20 protein-coding genes are annotated in these 24,402 nt (G+C 59.4%); 9 read left to right on the forward strand and 11 right to left on the reverse strand.

Annotation, left to right across the window (positions count from 1 at the left end; genetic code table 11):
- Positions 1 to 397: 397 nt before the first annotated feature.
- From ppk1 to AAAX72_RS00695, 5 genes are all read left to right on the forward strand, one after another.
- Positions 398 to 2,971, forward strand: coding sequence for a polyphosphate kinase 1 (gene ppk1 / locus AAAX72_RS00675; protein WP_349128560.1), 2,574 nt, complete (start codon positions 398 to 400; stop codon positions 2,969 to 2,971).
- A 98-nt stretch (positions 2,972 to 3,069) separates the two neighbouring features.
- Complete coding sequence (gene rlmD, locus AAAX72_RS00680; RefSeq protein WP_349128562.1) at positions 3,070 to 4,398, forward strand: 23S rRNA (uracil(1939)-C(5))-methyltransferase RlmD; 1,329 nt, start codon at positions 3,070 to 3,072, stop codon at positions 4,396 to 4,398.
- Between the two features lie 106 nt (positions 4,399 to 4,504).
- On the forward strand, positions 4,505 to 5,047 hold the full coding sequence (locus AAAX72_RS00685; protein ID WP_055287259.1) for a DJ-1 family glyoxalase III: 543 nt from the start codon (positions 4,505 to 4,507) through the stop codon (positions 5,045 to 5,047).
- Positions 5,044 to 5,625 (forward strand): Maf family protein, encoded by a 582-nt coding sequence (locus AAAX72_RS00690; protein WP_349128563.1) that lies wholly within the window; start codon positions 5,044 to 5,046, stop codon positions 5,623 to 5,625. The genes AAAX72_RS00685 and AAAX72_RS00690 overlap by 4 nt, the downstream gene beginning before the upstream one ends.
- A 101-nt stretch (positions 5,626 to 5,726) precedes the next feature.
- The gene (locus tag AAAX72_RS00695) at positions 5,727 to 6,728 is read left to right on the forward strand and encodes a P1 family peptidase (RefSeq protein ID WP_349128565.1); all 1,002 of its coding nucleotides are present in this window, start codon (positions 5,727 to 5,729) and stop codon (positions 6,726 to 6,728) included.
- Positions 6,729 to 7,103: 375 nt separating this feature from the next.
- Here AAAX72_RS00695 and AAAX72_RS00700 read toward each other — a convergent pair whose 3' ends face one another.
- Together AAAX72_RS00700 and glf are read right to left on the reverse strand one after the other, a co-directional pair.
- Complete coding sequence (locus AAAX72_RS00700; protein WP_006234294.1) at positions 7,104 to 8,135, reverse strand: glycosyltransferase family 2 protein; 1,032 nt, start codon at positions 8,133 to 8,135, stop codon at positions 7,104 to 7,106.
- On the reverse strand, positions 8,128 to 9,330 hold the full coding sequence (gene glf / locus AAAX72_RS00705; protein WP_195361192.1) for a UDP-galactopyranose mutase: 1,203 nt from the start codon (positions 9,328 to 9,330) through the stop codon (positions 8,128 to 8,130). The genes AAAX72_RS00700 and glf overlap by 8 nt, the downstream gene beginning before the upstream one ends.
- A 231-nt stretch (positions 9,331 to 9,561) precedes the next feature.
- On the opposite strand from glf, the gene pta reads away from it, so the two are divergent.
- Entirely contained in the window at positions 9,562 to 10,542 is a 981-nt protein-coding gene (pta, locus tag AAAX72_RS00710) for a phosphate acetyltransferase (protein ID WP_349128566.1), read from the forward strand.
- Positions 10,543 to 11,096: 554 nt separating this feature from the next.
- Here pta and AAAX72_RS00715 read toward each other — a convergent pair.
- The 9 genes from AAAX72_RS00715 to rnd form a co-directional block, all read right to left on the reverse strand.
- Positions 11,097 to 12,275 (reverse strand): acetate kinase, encoded by a 1,179-nt coding sequence (locus AAAX72_RS00715; RefSeq protein ID WP_138339777.1) that lies wholly within the window; start codon positions 12,273 to 12,275, stop codon positions 11,097 to 11,099.
- A 163-nt stretch (positions 12,276 to 12,438) separates the two neighbouring features.
- Positions 12,439 to 13,617: an acetate kinase gene (locus tag AAAX72_RS00720; protein ID WP_349128567.1), complete on the reverse strand. Its 1,179-nt coding sequence runs from the start codon at positions 13,615 to 13,617 to the stop codon at positions 12,439 to 12,441.
- Positions 13,618 to 13,737: 120 nt separating this feature from the next.
- Positions 13,738 to 14,898 carry an MFS transporter gene (locus AAAX72_RS00725; protein ID WP_349128569.1) on the reverse strand — a complete coding sequence of 387 codons (1,161 nt, stop codon included), beginning with the start codon at positions 14,896 to 14,898 and terminating at the stop codon, positions 13,738 to 13,740.
- A gap of 119 nt (positions 14,899 to 15,017) precedes the next feature.
- A complete protein-coding gene (locus AAAX72_RS00730; protein WP_349128570.1) occupies positions 15,018 to 15,908 on the reverse strand; it encodes a LysR family transcriptional regulator in 891 nt (296 codons plus the stop codon).
- Between the two features lie 41 nt (positions 15,909 to 15,949).
- Positions 15,950 to 16,285, reverse strand: coding sequence for a histidine triad nucleotide-binding protein (locus AAAX72_RS00735; protein WP_035137921.1), 336 nt, complete (start codon positions 16,283 to 16,285; stop codon positions 15,950 to 15,952).
- Between the two features lie 49 nt (positions 16,286 to 16,334).
- Entirely contained in the window at positions 16,335 to 16,601 is a 267-nt protein-coding gene (xseB, locus tag AAAX72_RS00740; RefSeq protein ID WP_349128572.1) for an exodeoxyribonuclease VII small subunit, read from the reverse strand.
- Positions 16,602 to 16,643: 42 nt separating this feature from the next.
- Positions 16,644 to 18,080 (reverse strand): exodeoxyribonuclease VII large subunit, encoded by a 1,437-nt coding sequence (xseA, locus tag AAAX72_RS00745; protein WP_349128675.1) that lies wholly within the window; start codon positions 18,078 to 18,080, stop codon positions 16,644 to 16,646.
- Positions 18,081 to 18,210: 130 nt separating this feature from the next.
- A complete protein-coding gene (locus AAAX72_RS00750; RefSeq protein WP_349128574.1) occupies positions 18,211 to 18,915 on the reverse strand; it encodes a zinc metallopeptidase in 705 nt (234 codons plus the stop codon).
- 64 nt (positions 18,916 to 18,979) lie between these two features.
- Positions 18,980 to 20,113 (reverse strand): ribonuclease D, encoded by a 1,134-nt coding sequence (gene rnd, locus AAAX72_RS00755; RefSeq protein WP_349128576.1) that lies wholly within the window; start codon positions 20,111 to 20,113, stop codon positions 18,980 to 18,982.
- A 98-nt stretch (positions 20,114 to 20,211) separates the two neighbouring features.
- Between rnd and AAAX72_RS00760 the strand changes: the two genes are divergently transcribed.
- The 3 genes from AAAX72_RS00760 to AAAX72_RS00770 all read left to right on the forward strand — a co-directional run bounded on the left by AAAX72_RS00760 (position 20,212) and on the right by AAAX72_RS00770 (position 24,242).
- Positions 20,212 to 21,129, forward strand: coding sequence for a diacylglycerol kinase family protein (locus AAAX72_RS00760; protein WP_349128577.1), 918 nt, complete (start codon positions 20,212 to 20,214; stop codon positions 21,127 to 21,129).
- A gap of 451 nt (positions 21,130 to 21,580) precedes the next feature.
- Entirely contained in the window at positions 21,581 to 23,263 is a 1,683-nt protein-coding gene (locus AAAX72_RS00765; protein WP_349128677.1) for a C69 family dipeptidase, read from the forward strand.
- 406 nt (positions 23,264 to 23,669) lie between these two features.
- Entirely contained in the window at positions 23,670 to 24,242 is a 573-nt protein-coding gene (locus AAAX72_RS00770; RefSeq protein WP_349128578.1) for a hypothetical protein, read from the forward strand.
- The last annotated feature ends 160 nt before the right edge of the window (positions 24,243 to 24,402 follow it).

Consider the following 24,402-nt stretch of genomic DNA (forward strand, 5'->3'; position numbering starts at 1 on the left):
AGATTCCCCCATAATGTACTTCGGCGTTCTAAAGTAACTTTTCTAAGGTAAACGCTCTTTTTTCCTAAAAACTATTTGCAATTGCATCTCTAAACTTTTGATTCAGAATTGCATAGCTAAATCGGTTTTATGTATATAAATGATGTTTGTTTACGTTTCCGCCTGCATTCAATGATATTCAGCTATCCATCATTCTTATTCACACTTACGTACCAGTTGAGTGAGGATATAGACCGCTTGCAGACGAGCAGGGCGTCAGTCCTATGACTTGTCAGCGTAAGAAGTAGGTAAAGATACCGTTCGCACAATACGTCCGTGCCACAAGTCGACTAAATTGAGACAATAGTGAATAGGGTTAAGCTACCGTCCCCTGCGGGGACTGAACGGACAGATGCATATGCCGAGCAAAATCGAAAAAAAGCAAGCCGCCGCAAAGCTGCGCAAACCGCCTCGCGACTTCTCGTACACGCAGAACCGAGAGCTCAGCTGGCTACGCTTTGACAACCGTGTGCTTGACGAAGCCTTCGATGAGACCGTTCCGCTGTTCGAGCGTCTAAAGTTCGTGTCGATTTTCGAGTCTAACCTCGACGAGTTTCTCATGGTGCGCGTGGGCGGCCTGTCCGATCTGGCAGAGCTCAAAAAGCAACCTGTCGACAACAAGAGCAATATGACCGCCTCCGAACAGGTCGATGCTGTCATGGCCGAAATGCCCGGGCTCCTTACCCGTTGGGAGTCCATCTTTAAGAGCATCGAGGGCAAGCTCGACACCTTGGGCGTTCACCGCGCCCGCATCGATTCGCTTACGCCCGAGGAGCGCACCTTTGTAACCCGCTACTTCCAGGCCTACGTGTCGCCGGTCATCTCGCCGCTGGTCATCGATCCTCGCCACCCCTTCCCCAACCTACGCAATGGCGCGCTCTATCTGGCCTGTGGTCTGGACGGCGCCACCGACGAGGAGAGCCTGCTGGGCCTTATCGAGATTCCCGCCTCGATGAACCGCGTGGTCGAGATCCCCTCGCCCACCGGCACCTACTCCTACATCTTGCTCGAGGACGTCATCCTCGCCTGCCTGGACAGCTGCTTTGGCTCCTATAAGCCGCTGGATCGTGCGCTGATCCGCGTCACCCGCAACGCCGACATCGATCCGGACGGCGAGGGCGTCGAAGAGGAAGAGGACTACCGCCAGCACATGAAGCGCATCCTCAAGAAGCGCCTGCGTCTGCAGCCGGTAGTGCTCGCGGTCTCGGGGTCGCTCGAGAAGGCAACGCTCAAGACCATCCGCAAGGCGCTCGAGCTTTCGCGCCGCTCTGTCTTTACCTGCGATATCCCGCTCGACCTGGGCTACGTCTTTGGCATTGAGGGCAAGATTCCCGAGCACCTGCGCAACGAGCTGCTCTTTACGCCGTTTAGGCCGCAGCCCAATCCCACCATCGACATGACCCGCTCCATCCGCGAGCAGGTGCTGCAGCACGACAAGCTGCTCTTTTATCCCTACGAGGCCATGAACCCCTTCCTGGATCTGGTGCACGAGGCCGCCTACGACCCCGAGTGCATCTCGCTGCGCATCACGCTCTACCGCGTGGCCAAGCAGAGCCGCCTGTGCGAGTCGCTGATCGATGCTGCCGAGAACGGCAAAGAGGTCACGGTGCTCATGGAACTTCGTGCCCGCTTTGACGAGCAGAACAACATCGAGTGGGCCGAGCGCCTGGAAGAGGCCGGCTGCACCGTCATCTATGGTTCCGAGGGCTTTAAATGCCACTCAAAGATCTGCCAGCTCACCTATCGCGAGGGCATGGCGCTAACGCGCCTCACGCTTTTGGGCACCGGCAACTTTAACGAGAAGACGGCCAAACTCTACAGCGACTTTATGCTCATGACAGCCCATCCCGGCATCGGCGAGGACGCCAACCTGTTCTTCCGCAATCTGTCGCTGGGCAACCTGCGCGGCGACTACCGCTTCCTGGGTGTGGCGCCCGTCGGACTGAAACCGCTCATCATGCGCGGGCTTGACCGCGAGATCCAGCGCGCCCTTGCCGGCGAGCCCGCCCGCGTGTTCTTTAAGCTCAACTCGCTGACCGACCGCGAGGTTATCGACAAGATCGCCGAGGCATCGTGTGCCGGCGTGCGCGTAGACATGATCATCCGCGGCATCTCGTGCCTCAAGCCCGGTGTTCCGGGCAAGACCGAGAACGTGCATGTCCGCTCCATCGTCGGACGCTTTTTGGAGCACGCGCGCGTCTATGCTTTCGGCGTGGACTCGGACATGATTTACCTGAGCTCGGCAGACATGATGACGCGCAACACCGAGCACCGCGTGGAGATTGCCTTCCCCGTGCTCGACCCCACCTGCCGCGCCCTAGTGCACGAGTACATGGGCATGCAGCTGCGCGACAACGTGAAGGCCCGCAGCCTCACGAGCGACGGCACCTGGGTCCCCGTGGAGCGTGCAGAGGGTGAGAAACCCTTCAACTCGCAGGAAGCCCTGCTGGAGCGTGCCTATCGCAACGCCGAGGCCGCCGCGCAGCAGCGCGCACAGGAGAAGGAACGTGTGGCCGAGGAGGCCATTCAGGCCGAGGTTGAACACGGGGCAGCTGCCAAACCGGAAGCGGTTGCAGCTCCCCCGGTGAATGAGCCCGAGGCTGCCGCAGAGCCCGCCGTGGAGAAAGCGCCCGAGCCCGCTACTGCGACTCCGGAGCCCGCCGCCGAGGCAAAGCCCGCCCCTGCTCCTGAGCCGCAGCCGGCCACACCCAAGGTCCAAGAGGTCCAGGCGACCGTCATTGAGCCCGAGCCTGCACCTGCACCTCAGCCCGATCCGCAGGTCATCAAGCCCGCACCCGAGACGAGCGCCCGTCGCGATAAGCCCGCCGGCAAGACCAAGGCCATCGAGCGCCATCGCCCCGGCCGCGTGCGCATGGGCCTGGGTCTGATCGGCCTGGGTCTTAAGACGCTCATTACCGGCAAGACGAAATAGTCGTTTGTAGAAGCAGTTTGTAGAAGCGCCCCGCATTTGAGGAAAGCCTCGGATGCGGGGCGCTTTTCCCTGCTACCATGGTGCGAACAACAACGCGAATGACAGGCAGGAATATGAAGCTCACTATAGAATCGATGACCTACGGCGCCGACGGGCTGGCGCACGCCGACAACGGCAAGGCCGTCTTTGTGCAGGGCGCCGTGGCAGGCGACACCGTCGAGGCCGAGGTCGTACAGGACGGCAAGTCGTTCATGCGTGCCCGCACCACCGAGATTCTGGAGCCAAGCCCCGATCGCATTCAGTCTCCCTGCCCCTTCGTGGGCATCTGCGGCGGCTGCTCGTGGGGCAATCTCTCACGCACGGCACAGCTCGCCGCCAAGGAGCAAAATCTGCGCTCCACGCTCGAGCGTATCGGCAAGTTCAGCCCCGATCAAGTCGATGAACTGGTGCAACCCATCCGCCACACCAAGGATGATTGGGGCTACCGCAATAAAATCGAACTCGAGCCGACCGTTGTAAACGGCCGCGTGCGTCTTGGCATGCACGGTGTCGATCCTCGCAAGATCGTGACCGTCGATTCGTGCCCGTTGTTCGACAAACGCTTCCCCAAGGCACTCAAATCGGTCGTCGGCGCGCTCAATTATCTGAGCGGCAGCCACGACCTGGGCCTTGAGCGCGTGGGCATTCGCGCCTCGCGTCGCACCAAGGCACTCGAGGTGGCGCTCTGGACGCCTACGGGCTCTTTCCCGCGCTCGCAAGTCTCGCGCGTGTTGGCAGACGCCGCGCACCCCACAAGTGTCGTACGCGTGATGAGCAAGGGCGAAAAGAAGGCCCGCCGTGTTTCCAAGGTCGAAATGCTCGCCGGAGAGGGCTCATGGACCGAGAATATCGCCGAGGGTCAGATGCGCTTGTCTGCCCCGTCTTTTTTCCAGGTCAACACCAAGGGTGCCGAGATTTTGATCGAGCTTGTCATGGAAGCGCTCGATCCGCAGGAAGACGAGCTTGCCGTGGACCTGTACTGCGGTGCCGGCACCTTTACCCTGCCGCTCGCCCGCCGCTGCGACTTTGTCGCCGCCGTCGAGGCCTACGGCCCCGCCGTGCGCGACCTGCGCCGTAACCTGGAGATCAACAAGCTTGATAACGTCGACGTCATTGGCGGAGACGCGGTGCGCGAGTTCCCCGACCAGGATGCCGACGTCTTGGTGGTCGACCCGCCGCGCGCAGGCCTCGCCCCCGAAGCGATCGACCTTATCGCCAGCACGAGTGCACGCGATGTCGCCTACGTGAGCTGCGACCCGGCCACCCTGGCGCGCGATCTCAAACGCTTTGTCGAAGAAGGCACCTTCTCCCCCGTAAAGATCGCGCCAGTCGACCTGTTCCCACAAACCTTCCACTGCGAAACCGTCGTCCACCTCAAGCGCAACTAGCCACTTAATCATTGCTCAGAAAAATCATTGGGAAATCGAGCGTGGCAAGCGGAGGTCTTCGGGGTATAAGACGGCTAATTGTATGCCGCCTATGAAAGGAACCCTCATGCCCAGCGTTGCCGTTCTCGCCGCCGATGGCTTTGAAACTATTGAATGCTTGACCATGGTCGATGTCATGCGTCGCGGCGGCGTGCGCGCCACACTCGTCTCGATCATGCCCACGCGTGAGGTCGTAAGCTCGCTGCAAATCCCCGTGACCTGCGATGCACTCTTTGATGAGATCAACTTTGACGAGTACGATTGCGTCGTGCTGCCCGGCGGCCTGCCCGGTGCCACCAACCTGCGCGCAGATCAGCGCGTCTGCGACGTGGTCTGCGAGTTCGCCGCGACCAAGCACGTCGCCGCCATCTGCGCCGCCCCGTTTATCCTGGGCGAGCTCGACCTGCTCGAGGGGCGCCATGCCACGTGCTTCCCTGGCTTTGAGAAAAGCTTCCCCGAAGGCGCCTATACCGGCGAGAAGGTCACGCAAGACGGCAACATCATCACTGCCAGCGGCATGGCACAGTCACTCCCCTTTGCATTGGAGCTGCTGCGCACGCTCGCCGGCGACAAGGCCGTCGAGAAGGTCGCCGAGGGCATCCAACTATGATTTTGGCTTCGCAATCGCCGCGCCGCATAGAACTGATGCGCGAGGCAGGCTACAACATTCGCGTGATTCCCGCGGATATCGACGAAACGCCCTTTGATGGCGAGGCCCCGCTCACGCTTGTCGAGCGCTTGGCACGCGCCAAGGCGGCTGCCGTTGCTGCCGAGCATGCCGAGCCTAATGAGCTGACGGTCGCGGCCGACACCATCGTCACCTTCGACGGCAAGATTCTGGGCAAGCCGGCAACCGAGGACGAGGCGCGCACCATGCTCCGTGAGCTTTCGGGCCGCACGCACCAGGTCGCAACCGGCGTCTGCATCGTTAAGGCAGGCGATACTGCCGCCCCGCATGCCGCCGAGAGCCTGTCGTTTGTCGATGTGACCGACGTGACGTTCTATGAGCTTACCGACGGGCAGATCGAGCACTACGTCACCTCTGGTGAGCCCATGGATAAGGCAGGCGCCTACGGCATCCAGGGCACAGGCGGCCGCATGCTCGTGCACGATATTTCGGGCGACTTCTATAACGTGGTGGGCCTACCCATCGCCCGCGTCGCACGTACCATTCAAAAACTCTCGTAATTGCATCTGGCGCTGGGTATTCCCCAGCGCCTACAATTTTGGCGTACCGTACGGATCCCGACCGGGCACAAGGCGCGGCGGAAAACCGATAGGAGTTAAACATGGATACACTGCTCGAGGCCATTGACGTCTGCGATGTCGATGGCTTTTGCTATGGCAACTATACGGACGAGGAGGCCGGCACCGGTTGCACCGTAATCGTGGCACCCGAGGGCGCCACCGGCGGCGTTGACGTTCGCGGCGGTGCTCCCGCTTCGCGCGAAACCGACCTGCTGCGACCCGAGAACACCGTCGACAAGGTCCACGCCGTCTGCCTTTCGGGCGGATCGGCCTTTGGCCTCGAGGCTGCAAGCGGCGTCGCTCGCGAGCTTGAGAGCCGCGGCATCGGCCTTCCCGTCGGCCCCACGCAGGTGCCTATCGTGTGCTCCAGCTGCATCTTCGACCTTGCCTTTGGCGACCCCACCGTGCGCCCCGACATTGAGGCCGGCATCGCCGCCGTGCGCGAAGCACTCGACCACACCCCCACCAAGCTCGAACAGGGCAACGTGGGCGCCGGCACGGGCGCTACCGTGGGTAAGCTCATGGGGCCTGCCACCTGCATGAAAGCCGGCCTTGGAGCTGCCGCCGTGGCACTCGGCCCCATCAAGGTGGGCGCCGTGGTCTCGGTCAACGCCTGCGGCAACGTTGTCGACCCCTTCACCGGCGAGTGGGTCGCCGGTATGCGCGCCGCAGCCGATAGCGACCAGATCGTCGACATGGAACTCGCAGCCTTTGCCGCCGCCGGATCCATGCAGATGCCGCTCGACCGTACCAACACCACCATCAGCTGCATCATCACCAACGTGGAACTCACTAAGGCACAAGCCACCAAGGTCTCCCAGATGGCCGCAGACGCCTACGCACACGCCATCCGCCCCACACACACCACCAACGACGGCGACACCATCTACACCCTCGCCAGCGGCAAACTGGGCGCCCAGGCAAGCGCCGCCGTTCCCCTAGACCTGCTGGGCATGCTCGCAGTAAGGGCCCTGGAAACTGCCATCGTAAACGGAGCCAAAACCGCCAAAACCTCCCACAGCATCCCCGGCGCCGCGAAGTAGTCCACTCGACCGTCGGTCGGAGACGGGCGGGCGTTACGTTTGCTGCTCTACAGTCCTATGCAAGACGAAGGCCACATTAAGTGGCCTTCTTTGCATGCGGAACTCGCGACAAACGTAATGCCCGCCCGCCTCCGACCGACTTCCAACCTAATTCTTTTCAGCCCAGGCCCCTGCGTACCGCGCTTCGAAGATCTTCAAATTCAAATAACCTGACAATCGATTCTTATTGCAGAGGCCCCTTGGCCTTTAGTTTGATACAAGTTCCGCACGAGCCGGAAAGCACTAAATGTGCTTTCCGTGCGAGCAGGACTGTTCGCAGTAGCAAACTAAAGGCCAAGGGGCCCAGTCAACCTATCAGCAGCGATTACTCAGCAGCTAGTTGAATTTGAAGATCTTTGAGGCAAGACGGTATAGGCCGAGTGTGGTTTTGTCTCCGGCCCGTCCGCGCAGATTGGTGAAGAACCCGACCACGCCGTAGCGGGCACGACGATACATGCGCTCGTCGTAGGCCTTCAAATCATTCCACAGCGTCTTTAGGCGCTCGTCGGCGCAATCTTCCTCGGAAAGCTTGGTGAGCACCGAGCAGATCGCCATCATCATGGTGAAATAGCCCATCATGTACGAGCGCAGACGCGACGACTCAACATCGCTGTACAGGTGGTACGACTCCATCATGATGCGCGTCACACGGAACTGCTGGTCCAGACGCTTGACCATCGTGGCCTCGTTGACACTCTGGCCCTCGCGACCGATAAAGTAGCGATAGAGGTCGATGTCGGCGTAGTACATGGTCTTGCAACGCGGTAGCGGCACGTAGGCGTAGATGTTGTCCACATAGAACGTGTGCGGCGGCATGGGAAGGTTGGACTCGCGCAGCACATCCGTGCGATAGCACAGGCTGTGCATGAGTAGGTTCTGGTCCAGGCGGAAATGACCGATCTGATCCCAGGAAAAGATCTTTTTGCGCGGCAGGGCAAATTTGTAGCCAATAGCGGTATGCGTGCCCTCGTAAACCTTCTCGTACACGTAGTTCGAGATAAACAGGTCAACGCGCTGGTCACGCTCTTCAAAGCCACGCAGAATCGACAGCATAGTCGAAAGAGCCGCAGCATCGAGCCAGTCATCCGAGTCGACGACCTTGTAGTAGGTGCCCTGTGCCTCGCGCAGACCCGAAAGGACGGCAATACCGTGGCCGCCGTTCTCCTGGTGCACCGCGCGAATGATACCGGGATAACGTGCCTCCCACTCGTCGGCCTTATCGGCCGTCTCGTCCTTGGAGCCGTCGTCCACTACGATAATCTCGATATCGGTGGCGTAATTGCTCCCCTCCAAGATGGAGGTGATGCAATGGTCCATGTCCTTGGCGGCGTTATACGAGGGAATACCGAATGTTATGACTTTATGCATGGCAGGCGATAATCTCATCCGAAAGATCGAGGGCGGAATTGGTCACAGCGTCCATATCGTAGTAACGATACTCGGCCAGACGACCCACCGGGTGGAAGTTCGTCAGGTTCTGGACGCGCTCAAGATAGCGCTCATAGAGCTCACGGTTCTCGGGCTCAAGAATGGCGTAGTACGGCGTCTCGCCCGAGCCGGGCGTATAGGCCTTGGAGTACTCCTTCATGATGGTGGTCTTGCCGGGCAGGACCTGACCGGTCATGTTCTTGAACTCGGTGATGCGCGTGTAGTCCTCGCTCGTGGTGTAGTTGACAGTGCCCACGGGCTGGAACTGGTCCATATCGAGCGTCTCGAACTTCATGTCGAGCGTGCGGTACGGTAGCGCGCCCAGATCGAGATTGAACAGCTCATCGAGCGGACCGGTGTAGACGATCTCGCCACCATAGACCTTGCCGTCGATCTTGACGGTAGTCTCGTCGATTTCAAAGAGGTCACGGGCGTCCACGTCGCAGAACACGTCGATCAGGTCGTGGTCGAGCATGTGCTCAAAGAGCGCCGTGTAGCCCTCCTGCGGCATGCCCTGGAAGGGAGCTTGCGGGAAGTAGCGGTCATCATCGCCCACAAAGACGGGAACGCGGCCGGTAATCGAGGGATCGATCTGATCGGGCGTCTGGCCCCACTGCTTCATGGTGTAATGCAAAAAGACGTTCTCGTAGACGTAATCGGCGACCTCGGCAAGATCCGGGTCGTTCTTTTTACGCAGCTCCATAATGGGCACCTTGACGTCCTTGCCAAAGGTCTCCACGAGCTTCTGATACAGCTCCTCGCCGCGCTCGTCACCAAAGGCGAGTTTGAGACTCGCATGGTTGAAGGGCACGGGCATAAGGGTACCGTTGATGTTGGCGAGCACCTTGTGCTGATAATCCGTCCACTTGGTAAAGCGCGACAGGAAATTGTGAACGCGCTCGTTAAAGGTGTGATAGATATGCGGACCGTACTCGTGGATCAGGATTCCGGCCTCGTCAGTGCAGTCATAGGCATTGCCCGCAATGTGGCTACGGCGCTCCAAAACGGCAACACGATAGCCGATAGTCTCGGCGAGACGGCGGGCGCAAACGGCACCGGCATATCCAGCACCGACGACAATCATGTCGTACGCGCCGGCGTTAAAGCCTTCAGGCAGGCCTGAGGTAATCTGCATCGATACTCCTTGTCAAAAGCCACGGGCTCGTTAGCTGGGCTTTTCTCGAACATTCTTCGAGACATATTTATCAGAGCGATTATAGCGCTAATGCGTCCTATAATGAGCTTGCCACACAAGGAAAGCTCAAGCACCGCGGCGTACATAATTGAAAGGTAAACCCGCTAGCAGCGGGTTTATTCGTAAACAGCCGGGCGCCTGGAGCTTAGCGAAACGCTTGTAAGGAGTAACATGAGCGATTTCCTAAACCGTATGAAGTCTGCCGCCAAGGCCGACCTTAAGACGATCGTCCTGCCCGAGGGCGAGGATCCGCGCACTATCGTCGCGGCCACCAAAATCATCGAGGAGGGCCTGGCAAAGATCGTCATCTTGGGCAACCCCGACGAGATCAACGTTCCCGGCGCTACCGTCATCGACCCGCGCAATGCCGAGAAGCACGAGGAGTACGCGCAGAAGTTTGCCGAGCTCCGCGCCAAGAAGGGCGTTACCATCGAGCAGGCTCGCGCCCAGGTGATGGACGCCACCTACTTTGGCACCATGATGGTCAAGATGGGCGATGCCGACGGCCTGGTCTCCGGCGCCTGCCACTCCACCGCCGACACCCTGCGCCCCGCGCTGCAGATCCTCAAGACCGCCCCGGGCACCAAGCTGGTCTCGGCCTTCTTCGTGATGTGCACCAACACCCCGCAGTTCGGCACCGATGGCACGCTGATCTTCGCCGACTGCGGCCTCAACATCAACCCGTCCTCTGACGAACTCTCCGAGATCGCCATCGCCTCCGCTCACTCCTGGTCCACCTTCATGGGCAACGTTGAGCCGCACGTGGCCATGCTCTCCTACTCCACCATGGGCTCCGCCGGCGGCGAGGTCGCCAAGAAGGTCCAGGAGGCCGTGAAGTTCTGCAAGGAAAAGGCTCCCGAGCTCGCCATCGACGGCGACCTGCAGCTCGATGCCGCTATCGTCCCCACCGTCGCCCAGCTCAAGGCTCCCGGCTCCTCCGTTGCCGGTAAGGCCAACGTGCTCGTGTTCCCCGACCTCGAGGCCGGCAACATCGGCTACAAGCTGGTCCAGCGCTTCGCCGGCGCCGACGCCTACGGCCCCATCCTGCAGGGCATCGCCAAGCCGGTCAACGACCTGTCGCGCGGCTGCTCTGCCGACGACATCGTGGGTGTCGTGGCCATCACCGCCGTCCAGGCTCAGATGGCTGAGTAGCGTACGCACTCGCCCGAAGGCCGCACGGGCTAACCCCTGAAAACGTCCTCGACCAATGAAACGCCCCCGTTCTACTCCTCCGGAGCTACGAACGGGGGCGTTTCTGGTCTGCGGATTGTTTTCAGGGGTTAGCCCGTACGGCCTTCTACCGCCACGTAGCATTCAGGGCATCTGGAATGGACGGCGGCTTGGCTACGAGCTGGGGCTGAGAATCTGAATGGATGGGTGCCGTTGCTGAAAGCGCAGGCGTTGCTGGTGGCGATCACTTTGGAGATTGAAAGGCCAATGGGCTTCGGCGGTTGTTGTGCCGGAAAGCGTGTCCCGGTTTGAAGGCGAATTGTGGGATGCAGCTTCCGCTTGGGGGCTGTTTGGGAAACTGTGGGACGGAATTTTGCTTTATTGTGGGTCGCACTTTCCGCAACGTGCCTCAACCGGAAAGCGTGTCCCAGAATTTGTGCTAGAAATGGGACAGAGTTTCCGCCGCCCGCCTGTTAGCAGGAAGGCCTCCGGAGCTGTTGCTCTGGAGGCCTTTCGTTTACTTGCAAATGCGCGCGTTAGTTGTTCTTGGTCAGGCGCTCGACGTCGTGGGCGATCATGTATTCCTCGTCGGTGGGGATGACCATAACCGTGACGGAAGAGCCGGCGGCGCTGATGACCTGTGGGCCGTTGCCCACGGCCTCGCGGTTCTTGTTGTTGTCGATGCGCACGCCCAGCCACTCAAAGCAGTCGCAGAAGGCCTTGCGGATCGACCAGTCGTTCTCGCCGATGCCGGCGGTAAAGGTAATGGTGTCCACGCCCGCCATGGAAGCGATCATGGAACCGGCCTGCTGCATGGCCTTATAGGCGAACATATCGAAGGCGAGCAGGCAGCGCTCGTCGCCCTCGGAGGCGCGCGTGCGGATGTCGCGGGCGTCGTTGGAGATGCCCGAGATGGCAAGCAGACCAGACTGCTTGTTCATCATGTCATCGACTTCCTGGTAGCTGTAGCCGCCCTCGCGCTGCAGGTAGCACACGGTGGCCGGGTCGATGGAACCACAACGGGTGCCCATCATCAGGCCATCGAGCGGCGTGAGACCCATCGTGGTGTCGCGGCACACGCCGTCCTCGATAGCAGCGAGCGAAGCACCGTTGCCCAGATGGCACGAAAGCAGGCGGTGGCAGCGCGAACCCAGGATCTCCTTGGCCATCATCCACTCATAGCGGTGGCTCGTGCCGTGGGCGCCGTACTTGCGCACGTGGTACTTGTCGCAAACGTCCTTGGGCAGCGCGTAGGTGTAGGCAACCTCGGGCATGGTCATGTGGAACGAGGTGTCGAAGACCGCCACGTTGGGCAGCTCCGGATACTTCTCACGGCAATACTCAATCGCTGCGGCCTCGCCGTAGTTGTGCAGCGGAGCAAGCGGTGCCACCTCAAGAATCTTGGCCATAACCTCGTCGTCGACAACCGCGGAATCATCGAAGTGCCAGCCGCCCTGAACGATACGATGCCCAATGCCATCAATCGTAAAGTCGGTCTTCTCGAGCTCCTCGAGCACGCGAGCGATAGCAGAGCGATGATCGGGGAAAGGGACCTCCTCGGTCTGCTTAGCGCCACCGTTCTCGGAGTGGCCAAAGATGCCCATGTCCGATCCGATACGCTCGCAGTTGCCCTTGGCGAAAACCTTGCGGGTATCGGTATCCAAAAGCTGATATTTAAGGCTTGAGCTGCCGGCGTTGACAACAAGTACGTTCATGAGACTCCTTCGCAGTGCAATACGGTCGACGCAGGCCCCTTAAGGCGGCCGCATTTTAATAAGAAGTTATCATATCTTGATAAATAGATATCAGCATATCGCCCAACGAGCGCAAAAGAGGGGCCGAACGGCACTTGGTCGTCCAGCCCCTCCCCTCTTGCAATTACTTGCTGTTGACGATGCGCTCGACGTCGGAAGCGATCATGAACTCCTCATCCGTGGGGATGACGAAGATCTTGACCTTGGAATCCTTGGCGGACAGGCACCAAGCGCCGTCGCCGCGCAGGGCGTTGCGGGCATGGTCCATCTTGACGCCCATAAAGACCAGACGGTCGGCCACGCCAGCGCGGACAGCCGGAGCGTGCTCGCCGATGCCGGCGGTAAAGACCAAGGTGTCCATGCCGCACATGGAAGTGGCCATCTCGGCGGCCTTGGCGGCAATCTTGTAGACGAACATATCGAAGGCGAGCTGAGCCTCGGGGTCACCGGCAGCGGCGAGCTCCTCAACGTTGCGGCAGTCGTTGGTCTTGCCGCCGGTCACAGCCAAAAGGCCGGACTTCTTGTTCATCATCTCGTCGACCTCGTCGAAGGTGTAGCCGCCTTCGCGCTGCAGGTAGCACACGGTAGCAGGGTCGATGGAGCCGCAGCGGGTGCCCATCATGACACCGTCGAGCGGCGTCAAGCCCATGGTGGTGTCCATGCACTTGCCGTCCTCGATGGCGCACAGGGAAGCGCCGGAACCGATGTGGCACACGACGACCTTGCGGGCCTCGCCGTTGGTCATCTCGGCAACCTTCTTGGAGATGTAGCGGTAGCTGGTGCCGTGGGCGCCGTACTTACGGATGTGCAGCTTGTCGCAGACGTCCTTGGGCAGGGCGTAGGTCTTGGCGACCTCGGGCATATTGAAGTGGAAAGCAGTGTCGTAGACCGTGACGTTGGGCAGGTCGGGATACTGCTCGAGGCAGTACTCGATAACGTTGGCCTCGGGGTTGTTGTGCAGCGGGGCGAGCGGAGCGACCTCGCGGATCTTGGCGAGGACGTCCTCGTCGACGAGGGAGGAATCGCCGAAGTACCAACCGCCCTGAACGATACGGTGGCCGATGCCCTCGATCTTGACGCCGTTGGCCTCGAGGTCCTTCAGGACGACCTCGATGGCGACTTTGTGGTCGGGGAACTCGATGTTCTCGGTCACTTTCTTGGAACCGTTGGCAGCGTGGGTGAAGGTACCGCCGGTAAAGCAGACGCGCTCGCAGGAGCCCTTTGCGGACACCTTGTGGGACTTGGTATCGATGACCTGATACTTGAGGGTCGAAGATCCTGCGTTGACGACCAGAACGTTCATGTGTCTCCCTACTAACAGGCGGTGTGGCGCCGCCAGGTTACATACGCTTCAATAATAAACCCAAACGCCCTCGCGCTCGGGTTTATTGCGTTGATATATAAGTTATCGGTGCCCAAATACTCACGGCCTTTGACTTGTAAGACGAAAGAGCGCGGGGATATACACCAAAGAAGATATCCCGAGCGCTACAAGCAATATGACTCGAATACCCGCGATGCTGCTCAACGCAGCATTGAACAGATAGAAAAGGATGGCACCCACCGCCACCATCTGGCTTTGGACCGAAATCAGTGAACAGCGCATCGAAGAATCGACAGCATTTTGAAAAATTGAGTATTTAATTGGAGCAAATAACGAGTAAGCAACCGTCTGCAGCACATAGAACACGGGCAGCAAATAGACCGGAGTAAAGGGAATCAAAAACAGAGCAGTCAGGAAAAGGCGCACGATGCCGCAAATACGCGCAAAACGGCCCTTGTCGACATGAGCAATCACACTCGGCACAATAAGCCCCATGGAAGCCGAGGCAAGGAGCTGGACCGCAATGGTCACACCCGAAGCGACGGCATTCATTCCGCGACCCGCAAGCAGCAGTGAGAAAAAGTCTTCCAGGGCGACAAAAGCAAATGCCTGAGAGCAGTCCATGATGAACGCTGAACGAAGAATGCCGTTACGCGCAATAGCGGCACCGATCATCTTCGGGCTAATTCCACGCTTAGGTGTCGCTGCAATGTCCCCTCTTCGGATCTCAGGAATGCAGGCAACGACAACCAACGTCAACACCATTGCGATGATATCTGCCAAAAGACCAATGAGATACGCGCCAGCGGACGAAATGAAACCGCCCACACAAGCGGAGAGGGCATAAGAGGCATAGAAAACAAATCGCTCAACGACATTAAGCCTTACGAGCTGGTCCAGAGAAACGCTGTCAATGTAAATCGCTTCCATGGACCCGCTCATACATGCAGCGGCAAAACCTTTGAGAGCAAACGCGCCGATTAAAAGCAGAGGAGAACGGACGAGAAGCAGGGCGGCGTAGTATCCAAGCATCCCCACGACGCCAACGAGACCACTTGTCTTTCGTCCAAACCTATCGGCAATATAGCCAGTGGGAACTTCAAGGATGAACTTGCTCACTTGATATGCAATCATCATGCTAGAAATCGCCACCATCGAGAATCCGACGAATTCAAGGTAAACCGTCAGAAAATACAAAATGGCGCTGAAGTTCGACAGAAAAACAAACGTCATATAAAGCAAAACCGTACGGTTTTTCATGCTCCGCCCTCCAAGAGTCAACAATCTAAATCGGAATCTTGGAAAAGCATGAGGGCAAAGCCGTCAGTCATGTGTTACAAGGCGTCAACATTCACTTGACGACACGAGGCCAAATGGCCTCACGAAGCAAGATGACGCAATAGGTGAAGAAATACCGTCTGGTGTCGATCGGTCCAGGCATTTTGTCGATAGCAAAAGTAGATGGGCAAGGCTACGTCATGCGAACCTTCAATAGAGTACTCGCTCACTTCCGACCCATCTGATGCGAGAGAAGAGCCAGAAAAACCCAATATCAATCCCCCGGCTTGAAGAAACTCAGCCTGCGCTCTGTTTCCGTATTCGACGTCGCGGAAGCGGAAATTAACCAGCTGAGCTTCGGGGCATTGATTGATCGCATTGAGACAGAGCGACAAATTAATGGGAACAGCTAACCTGCCGCCCAGTAACTCACGAACGGTCATAGCACCCACAGATTGATGACCCGCTGGGCACGAAAGAACCTTGAGCTCCTTTTCACCCAAGTATTTCGAAGAAAGGACACTGTCCCTTGGTTCCTCAAATGAGATGGCCGCATCCGAAATGCCAAGCACAAGTGATTCAAAGCATGTAGCCGTTGGCTGATGCCACACATCAAGGTGAATCTGAGGGCGCGAGCTTTCAAACGAGTCGTACCAGTTTTCGGAAAAAAGACGCCCCCGCCCGTGAAGACAGGGGACGTAAAGACGAAAGTGGCCGTCGGGCGAAACGCCACCGTTCCCCGATTGGGTGTACTTTTTGAGATCGTCGACTTGTGCCAGGATCACGCGTGCACGACGCGCAAATTCTCTGCCCGCCGGAGACAAAACAGCCTCCCCCGCCGATCGATTGAGCAAAACGATCTGATACTCAGACTCCAGTTTCTTAATTGCCGACGAGACAGCCTGTGGGCTCACGTGAACGGCGCGAGCCGCTTTGCGCACGCCGCCGTAGTTCGCTACCGCTTGAAGGTATTCGAGTTGAGAAAACTGCATAGGTTACTCCAAAGGCAGCCAAGGCGACGGGCCGTGCGTCCTCAGATGAGGTTCTCGCCCAGGTTCTTGCCGCCGAGGACGTGCATGTGGAAGTGCATGACGGTCTGACCGGCGTTGACGCCCTTGTTGGAGATGACGCGGAAACCGTCCTCCAGACCCTTGGCCTTGGCGACCTCCTGGATGGCGTGGGCCATGGCGCCCATGGTCTCGGCGGGCACGTTATCGGCGATGTCACTGTAGTGCTTCTTAGGGATCACGAGCGTGTGGACCGGCGCCTGGGGATTGAGGTCGTCGAACGCGATGACCTGGTCATCCTCGTAGACGACGGTCGAGGGGATCTCGTGGTTGGCAATTTTGCAGAAGATGCAATCACACATGGTTGGTTCCTTTCTCACAGACCAAGGTAATTATATTTGGTCGGGATGGTTAGAACGAGAGGTTGTCGTCCGTGTTGGCGGCTTCGCCGTCGGCGAGCACGTCGTTGCCGTCAACATCCTTCAGAAGCACCGAGACCTTCTGCTCGGCATCGGACAGGCGGGTGCGCAGGCTCTTGAGGAGCTCGACGCCGCGGGTATAGTTCTCGAGCGACTCCTCGAGCTCCATATCGCCCGACTCCAAGCTGCGAATGATGAGCTCCAGCTCCTGCGAGGCCTGCTTGTACGTAAGCTGCTCGACCGGGGTCTTCTCTGCCATATCTGTTTCCTTTCCTAAAGGTTTATCGCTATGAAACGCGGCCTACTCGACCGTATCGACCGTTGCCGCAACGTTACCGTCTGCCATGCGCACGCGGATGGCGTCGCCCGGTTTAAAGGTCTTGGCGCTCGTAGCCACCCCATCATCGCTGTACGCGATGGAATAGCCGCGGGCAAGCACCTTGAGCGGCGACAGGGCATCGAGTGAGGCCGCCGCACGGCCCAAGTCGGACGCGGGTTTGCTGAGCATCGTGCGCCCCTGATGCTCCAGGCGGGAGCTTGCGAGCGTGAGCGCATGGCGCTTGCCATCGAGTCCTGAGGTGCTTGCGATCAAGCGCTCGGGCAGACGCTCGAAGTTGGAACGGAAGGCCCCAACCGAACGCGCTATGGCGCCGGACAGACGATCGGCAGTCAGGGCAAGCTCAGACTCGCGACGCTCGACCATAAAAGTTGGGTCGTTGACGCACGGGCGGCACGCAGCCGCATCGAGCGCATCGCCCAAGCGAGCCGTATAGGTGTCCCAGGCACGACGACCGCGCTGGTTGAGCATCTCCAGGTCGACCTGGGCCGACCCAATCATCGATGCCATCGCGGCACCCAGACGCTGATGGCGCGCCTCGAGCACGTCGGCCAACTCCGTCATAGCCGGCGCTACCGATTCTGCCGCCGCCGTTGGCGTGGAGGCGCGACGGTCGCTCACCATATCGCAGATCGAGGTATCGGGCTCATGCCCAATGCCCGTCACCACAGGCACGGGACAGGCTGCCACCGCACGGGCAAGCTCCTCGTCGTTAAAGGTCATGAGGTCCTCGAAAGAGCCGCCGCCGCGCACCAGCAAGATGCAATCGGGCGCCGGCGTAATGGCAGCGGCGCGGCGCAGGCCTTCAATAAGCTCTGCCGGCGCACCCTCGCCCTGGACCTTGGCACCCACACAGACAAGCTCGACGAGCGGGTTGCGACGGCGCAGCGTGCGTTTGACGTCGTCGATTACGGCACCCGAAAGCGAGGTGACGACTGCCACGCGCGAGCAAAACACCGGGATGCGACGCTTGCGCGCTTCGTCCATCAGGCCCTCGCGACGCAGCTTTTCGGCCAGTTGCGCCACTTGTTGACGCAGCAGACCCTCCCCCGCCAGCGAAAACGAGCGAGCGACAAAGCTCATACGACCCGTGGGCTTATAGAGGTTGAAGCTGCCCTTAAAGCTCACCTGCATGCCGTCACGCAGATCGAAGGTACGCTTGAGATAGGCGCCCTTCCAGATGATGCAGTCGACGGCGGCCGAGTCGTCTTTAATCTGGAAGTAGCAGTGGCCGCTTCGGGCGTTGGGACCACGGAAACCCGTGACCTCGCCCAAAACGCTCAGCTGCGGAATGGCATCGAGCGCACCGGCGGCGATCTCTACCGCCTGGCTCACGCTGAGCTCCTTGCGCTCCCGCTCATCCGAACCGTCAAACTCGGCGGAAACGGCATTGCCGGTCAGATTCCAGCCTGCCACGCAGCCTCCTTTCGTTATCGAGCACAGAGGCTCCGGCCCCGTGCGAAATTAAGTCCAACACATAGTACAGCGCCGCGAGGACACGAATCCCCGCGGCGCCTGCCTGTCCCATTTGTTATCGGTTGGAGTTTCTGTTGTAGCGAGCCATAAGGTAGAGCAACTGAATGATCGAAGTGAGCGCTGCAGCCACATAGGTAAGCGCGGCTGCCGTCAGTACCTTCTTGGCGCCGTTGACCTGCTTGGAGCTCATGCCCGACTGCTCGATGTACGCCACAGCACGTCGGCTGGCGTCAATCTCGACAGGCAACGTAACGAGTTGGAACAGCACACTAAACGAGAAGAAGATCAACGCGAGGGTCGTGAGCCCGGCAATGTTCATAAACAGGCCCAAGAGTAACACGATGGTCCAGGTGTTCTGGGTAAAGTTGACGACCGGCACGAGGGCGGTACGCACTTTCATCATGGCATAGCCGCTTTGACGCTGGGCGGCATGGCCCGCCTCGTGGCAGGCGACGGCAACGCTTGCGACCGAACCGCCCGAACGGTTGGCATCCGACAGATACAGGTTGTTGTCCTGCGGGTTGTAATGGTCGGTAAGCTCGCCAGCGGCACCCTTGATACCCACGGCGCTACAACCGTTGGCATCGAGCATGCGGCGAGCGACTGTGGCACCCGTATCGCCGTCCGAGCGAACCTTGGACCAGGTTTTGTACGTCGAGTTGATATAGTTCTGTGCGGCAAGGCCAAGCACCGTGCAGACAAGAACAACCAGCAGGTACAGCGGGTCGATGCCAAAGCCGTATCCATAGTAATAAGGCATGCGAATTCCTCCGAGTCGAGTTACACGTTGGAGGCATTTTACCCACTCAACCGGCTAGGCTTCCCTATAACAACTCAATCTTTCCGTCCTTCACGGTGAGTCCCATGTTGCCCGAGAGCAGATCGTCCAGGCGCGAGCCCACGAGCTCAAAGCGCCAGCCTTCGCGCAGGGGGCTCTGCTCGGGATGCTCAATATAGTCGGCCAGGTCATCGCGCGAGGCAATGACCGAGGTCGCCACGCCCGAGCGCTCGGCGACCAGGCGAATGAGCGCATACATCAGGTCCGTCACGCTTTCCAGCTCCGGCGAAATTTGGCGATGCCCGCGCACCATGAGCGGCAGGCGATCGTGCGGGCAGCTCGCACCGCGCTTGATGGCCATAAGCGCGCCGTCCACGTCGCGCTCCCCCAGCTGGTCGGTACCGCGAATGCTGCGGAACTCCTCAACACGAACGGGATTACGTTTAACCAGGGCCAGCAGCGTATCGTCGGACATGACCCACTTGCGCGGGATGTTGCGCCGCTCGGCGCGGTCCTCGCGCCAAGCGGCAAGCTCGCGCGCGATGCCCAGCTGATGGCGGCTACACGAGTTGATGCGCTTGACCTTGCGGAATGCCTCATGGCGGTCGGCGCGGTAGTGCGACTCGTCGGCCAGCGGACGCAACTCGTCGAGCACCCAGTCCACGCGGCCCAGCTCACGCAGGCGGCTCATCATCTCGGTATAGGCGACAATCAGGTACTTGACGTCATCGATCGCGTACTCGATCTGTTTATCGGTCAGCGGGCGGCGCGACCAGTCGGTCAGCGACTCGGTCTTAGGCAATGAAACGCCACAAAACGTCTGCACGAGTGCGCCGTAGGAAATCTGCTGGCGCTCACCCAAAAAGGCGGCGGCCACCTGCGTGTCAAAAATGGGACGCGGCAGCACGCCCACGGTATGGAGCATAACCTCCATATCCTGCGAGCAGGCGTGAAACACCTTGATCACGCTCTCATCGCCCATAAGCTCGGCGAGCGGCGACAGGTTGTCGATCACCAGAGGATCGACCGCGACGCTCTCGGCAGGGGTGGCGATCTGAACCAAGCACAGGCGCGGGTGGAACGTGCGCTCGCGCAAAAACTCGGTATCGACGGCAATCGCGTCGAACTCGCGGGCGCGCTGGCAAAAGTCGAGCAGAGCCTGATGTGTGGAAATGTACATATCAACCCATCGAATAAGGTTAGGCCCGAAAAACACGGGTAGGATATCGGCATTGCCTTACAACTATACTCGGTTAGTCACAGAACGGGAACGTAAGTATGCGCTGCCTTATCATCCACAACCCGGCATCGGGCCCCAGCTCAGATGAAATCTACGCGTTCGCGCACGCCCTCGCGCAGGGCGGCGACGAGATCGTGATGCGTTTTATCGGCGATGGCATGGAACCCGAGGACGCCGTGGCAGACGTGCGCGAGTTTGATCGCGTGGTCGTTTCGGGCGGCGACGGCACCGTCTCCAACGTGCTCGACCAGATGCGCGGATGCGGCGTCCCCACGCTCGTCTTCCCCTCCGGCACGGCCTGCTTGTTCTTCAACAACATTGGCAATGCCCCCGAGGCCGCGGCGCTTGCCAAGGCCTGCCGCGCCGGTCGCACGGTCAAAGTGGACATGGGCGAGCTCTTTTGGCTCGACGAGAACGGCAACGAAAAGCGCCACGGCTTTATCATCATCGCCGGCTCGGGCTTCGACGCCGAGATCATGATGAAGGCCGCCCCCGCCAAAAACGACATCGGTGAGATCGCCTATTTCCTGTCGGCGCTCGCCACACCCAACCCCACGGTGGCGCACTTTACGATTGAGCATGACGGCATTGTCGAGGAGCTCGATGGCATCTGCTGCATGGCCGGCAACACCTCGGTCATTCAAAACGACATCAACCTGTTCCCCGATTGCCGCATGAACGACGGCATGGTCGACATCGCGGTCATCGAGCCCGTAAAAACCGTCCAGCTGCTCCCGACCGTGATCACCGCCGCGCTCGATCCCGCCGGCAAGGTGCTCGGCCGCCCGCAGTTCAAGATCATCCAGACCAAGGAAGCCAAGATCACCTGCACGCCGTCGCTGGGCATGCAGTTCGATGGCGAGATCATCTCCAGCAACTCGGGCGTCTTTGGAGCCCGCGCGCTTCCGCAATGCCTCGACCTCATCGTCGACGAATTCTCCCCGCTCGGAAAATAGGAGGACCCCATGAACGACAACCCCCTGATTGGCTTTATCGTCATCGTCTTGGCCATGCTCGTCGGCTATGCGATTAACGTAATCCACCGCCGGAAGAAGTAATTCCACACTGGTATGATATTCATCCAATCATCGTCTCCCCCGTTGTTTATGCATTTGCCAAACAGCGGGGAATTTTTCTTTGCGCCCCGTGCAAGGCGCTTTATTCAGGTACAGTAATTGCAGGGTGCCTTTATTTAAGTAAAGCTACATAATGAGTATTCTTATCCGCTCATCGCATATTTTAGGACGCTCATCGAGTATTTCATCGAAATAGATGAATACTTCTTAGACTTCCGATAGGCTAATAGATGTATTTATTAGCTGAGATTCCGCACAGTTTTGTGGGGTCTCAACAGTTGGGAGGGATCATGAGGTTTACTCATCCTGTCAACACGCTCAAAAAGCTCGGCTGCGGCCTTGCGTTTGGAGCAGCGGCCATCATGGCCGTTCCGAGGACTTCGGTCCGCGCTATGTCAAGCACTTTGGCATTGAGCCCGCACACAAGGACGGCAACGAGTACACATCGGTCGAGTCCGGTTTTGAATACAAGTCCAAGGGCGCAACCTACCGCTACACCTTCGTTCGCGACAACCCCTCGCAGTGGGAAGATCGCTACGACGCATATTCCGAGGCCGGCATCAACGAGAAGGGCGTCTCCTGCTCTGCCACGTTGAGCACCTCCTATAACGAGAAGGCCGAAGAAGCCGACCCCATCACCGAGGAGACTGGCATTGGCGAGTACAGCTATGCCAGCGTCATCCTGGGCGAGAGCGCCACGGCCCGCGAGGGCGTCGAGCTCATCGGCAGCCTGATCGACGAGCAGGGCGTCTGCTCCAACGACCAGATCATCATCGCCGACAGCACCGAGACCTGGCTGTTCGCCGCGCTTTCCGGCCATCAGTGGATTGCCATGAGGCTCGCCGATGACATCGCCTCGCTCAACCCCAACATCGGCAACCTCACCTATGACGTCGACCTCGACGACACCGAGAACTGTCTCCATTCCGAGGGCATCGAGTCCATGCCTAAGGAGAAGGGCTTTGCCGAGTACACTGACGGCAAGTTCGACGTCGCCAAGACCTACGGCGAGGAGATCGGCGAGGCCGGTATGCACCAGTGGTCGCGCTATATCCAGGGTCGCGATTACTTCATGGCCCCGCTGGCTGAAGGCACTGACTACGAGATCGTCAAGGACGAGCGTGAAGACGCTCGCGCCACGACCGGCGCCCTGGTCCACGAGATGCAGCCGCTGTTCTTCCAGCCCGGCAAGTCCGACTGGAACACCTTTGAGATAATCCGCAGCTTCGCTGCTCGCGGCGAGAATGTCGCCGGTCTCAACGCCAACACCGACGGCGCCTATGCTATCGGCTCCAACCGCAACACCGAGATCCACACCTTCCAGATCCGCCACGGCATGGACCCCGAAATCGCGACCATCCAGTGGGAGATGCTCTCCAACGCCGAGTTCTCCGTCGCTATCCCCCTCTACTCCGCACTGCTCACCGAGGTCAGCCCCTACTTCAGCGATCAGGATGTCTCCTTCGATCACTGCGAAGAGGAAGACGTTGTAAACAACGAGGAGCCCAAGAACTCCATCAACTACGTCCTCATGGACATCAACACGCTCGCCTATGAGAACCGCGATCACTGCGCTACCGGCGTCCGCGCCTACCTCGACGCCCTGCAGAAGGAGCTCATCGAGCAGAACCTGACCGTCGACGAGGCCATGCAGGCCGCCGAGGACACCGAGGCCCGCACCACCCTGGCCAACAAGGCCGGCAAGGCTGCCACCAAAAACACCTACCTCAAGTGCAAGGCTATGCTCGAGGAAATGCGTGACTACCTCAAGGAGGGCGACTTCTCCGAGGAGTTCGTCCCGAGCGACTACGATGCCGACAACGACTGCCTGGTCGAGTCCATCACCTACGCCGACGAGGCCCTCTCCGATAAGGACGTTGCCGAGCCCGAGGTCGAGAAGGAAGAGGCCACCGAGGAGAAGTCCGAGGGCAACAACATGGCCGCCATGGCCGTTGGCGCCGTCGTCGTCATCGGTGTCTGCGGCTTCGTGCTCTATCGTCGCAAAAAGGCCTAAGAACCCCTCACCTTAAGGCGCGGGCGGGAAGGCCAAGGTCGCCCGCCCGCCCAGCCGCCCATTCGACCGGCGGGAAACGTCGCCGAAATCTTTTCAAAAAAGATTCCCTGCACACACTTCGCTGTGCTATAGTGCAGCGCAACAGCAACGAGGTGCAACCGCGCCAAGGCATCACGAAAGGAGCCACCAACATGAAGAACACGATGAAGTCTCTCAACAACTGGTGGTGGCGTGATGCGAATACGATCGGTCGACAGTGAGTCCCTCACGCCTGTTTTTGCGCTCTAGGTGATTGGAAGGCCTCCGGTTTCGACCGGGGGCCTTTTTCTATCTCGAGCCCAATCGCATTCGCATCACGCGCCTCCGCTTTCTTCTCTTGCACTTCCCTTCCGAAAGGATTTTCACCATGTCTCAGAACACCACCACCGCCCAGCCCCGCACCGTCCAGACCGCCGACCGCGGCAAACTCGACGTCCGCGCCCTCGTCTTGCTCGCCATCCTGCTTGCCGCCGGCTTCATCCTCAACTTCACCGTCGGCAAGGCCATCTCCGGCATCTCGGGCGGCATGATCAGCCCCGAGTTCATTATCTCGGCCTTCTGCCTCACTATCCTGGTCGTTCGTCCCAACATTGGCCAGGCGCTCGTTATCGGCCTGATCTCGGCGGCTGTAATCCAGATCACCACCACCTCGCCGTTTGTCGATTTTGCCGCCGAGGGCATCGCCGCCATGCTCATGGCCGTCATTGTCAACGCTGCTGCCAAGGACGGCCAGGTTAAGCCAGCCGTCGCCATCGTCGCAACGTTCGTGACCACCTTTGTCTCGGGCGTCATCTTCATGGTCATCAAGATGGCTATGCTCGGCGTGGTGGGCGAGCTCGCCGCTGCCATGCTGCCCGTCGTCGCCATGACCGCCGTGTTTAACGCCATTCTGGTCGGCGCTCTCTATCTGCCCATCCAGAAGGCCCTGAAGCTCAACTAACCTGCTCGGCTTTACGAGCCACCCCATCTTGGCGTTCATTCGTCGCTCGCGTACCCAAGTGCGCTTCGCTCCTCTTTCGCGCCAACCTGGGGCCCCTCGTAAAGCCGTCTCCGTGCTTCACCACCAAAGACTGTCCCAAACAACTAGCTTTTGGGGACGT

This window comes from Collinsella sp. CLA-ER-H8 (assembly GCF_040092335.1).
Classification (GTDB): domain Bacteria; phylum Actinomycetota; class Coriobacteriia; order Coriobacteriales; family Coriobacteriaceae; genus Collinsella.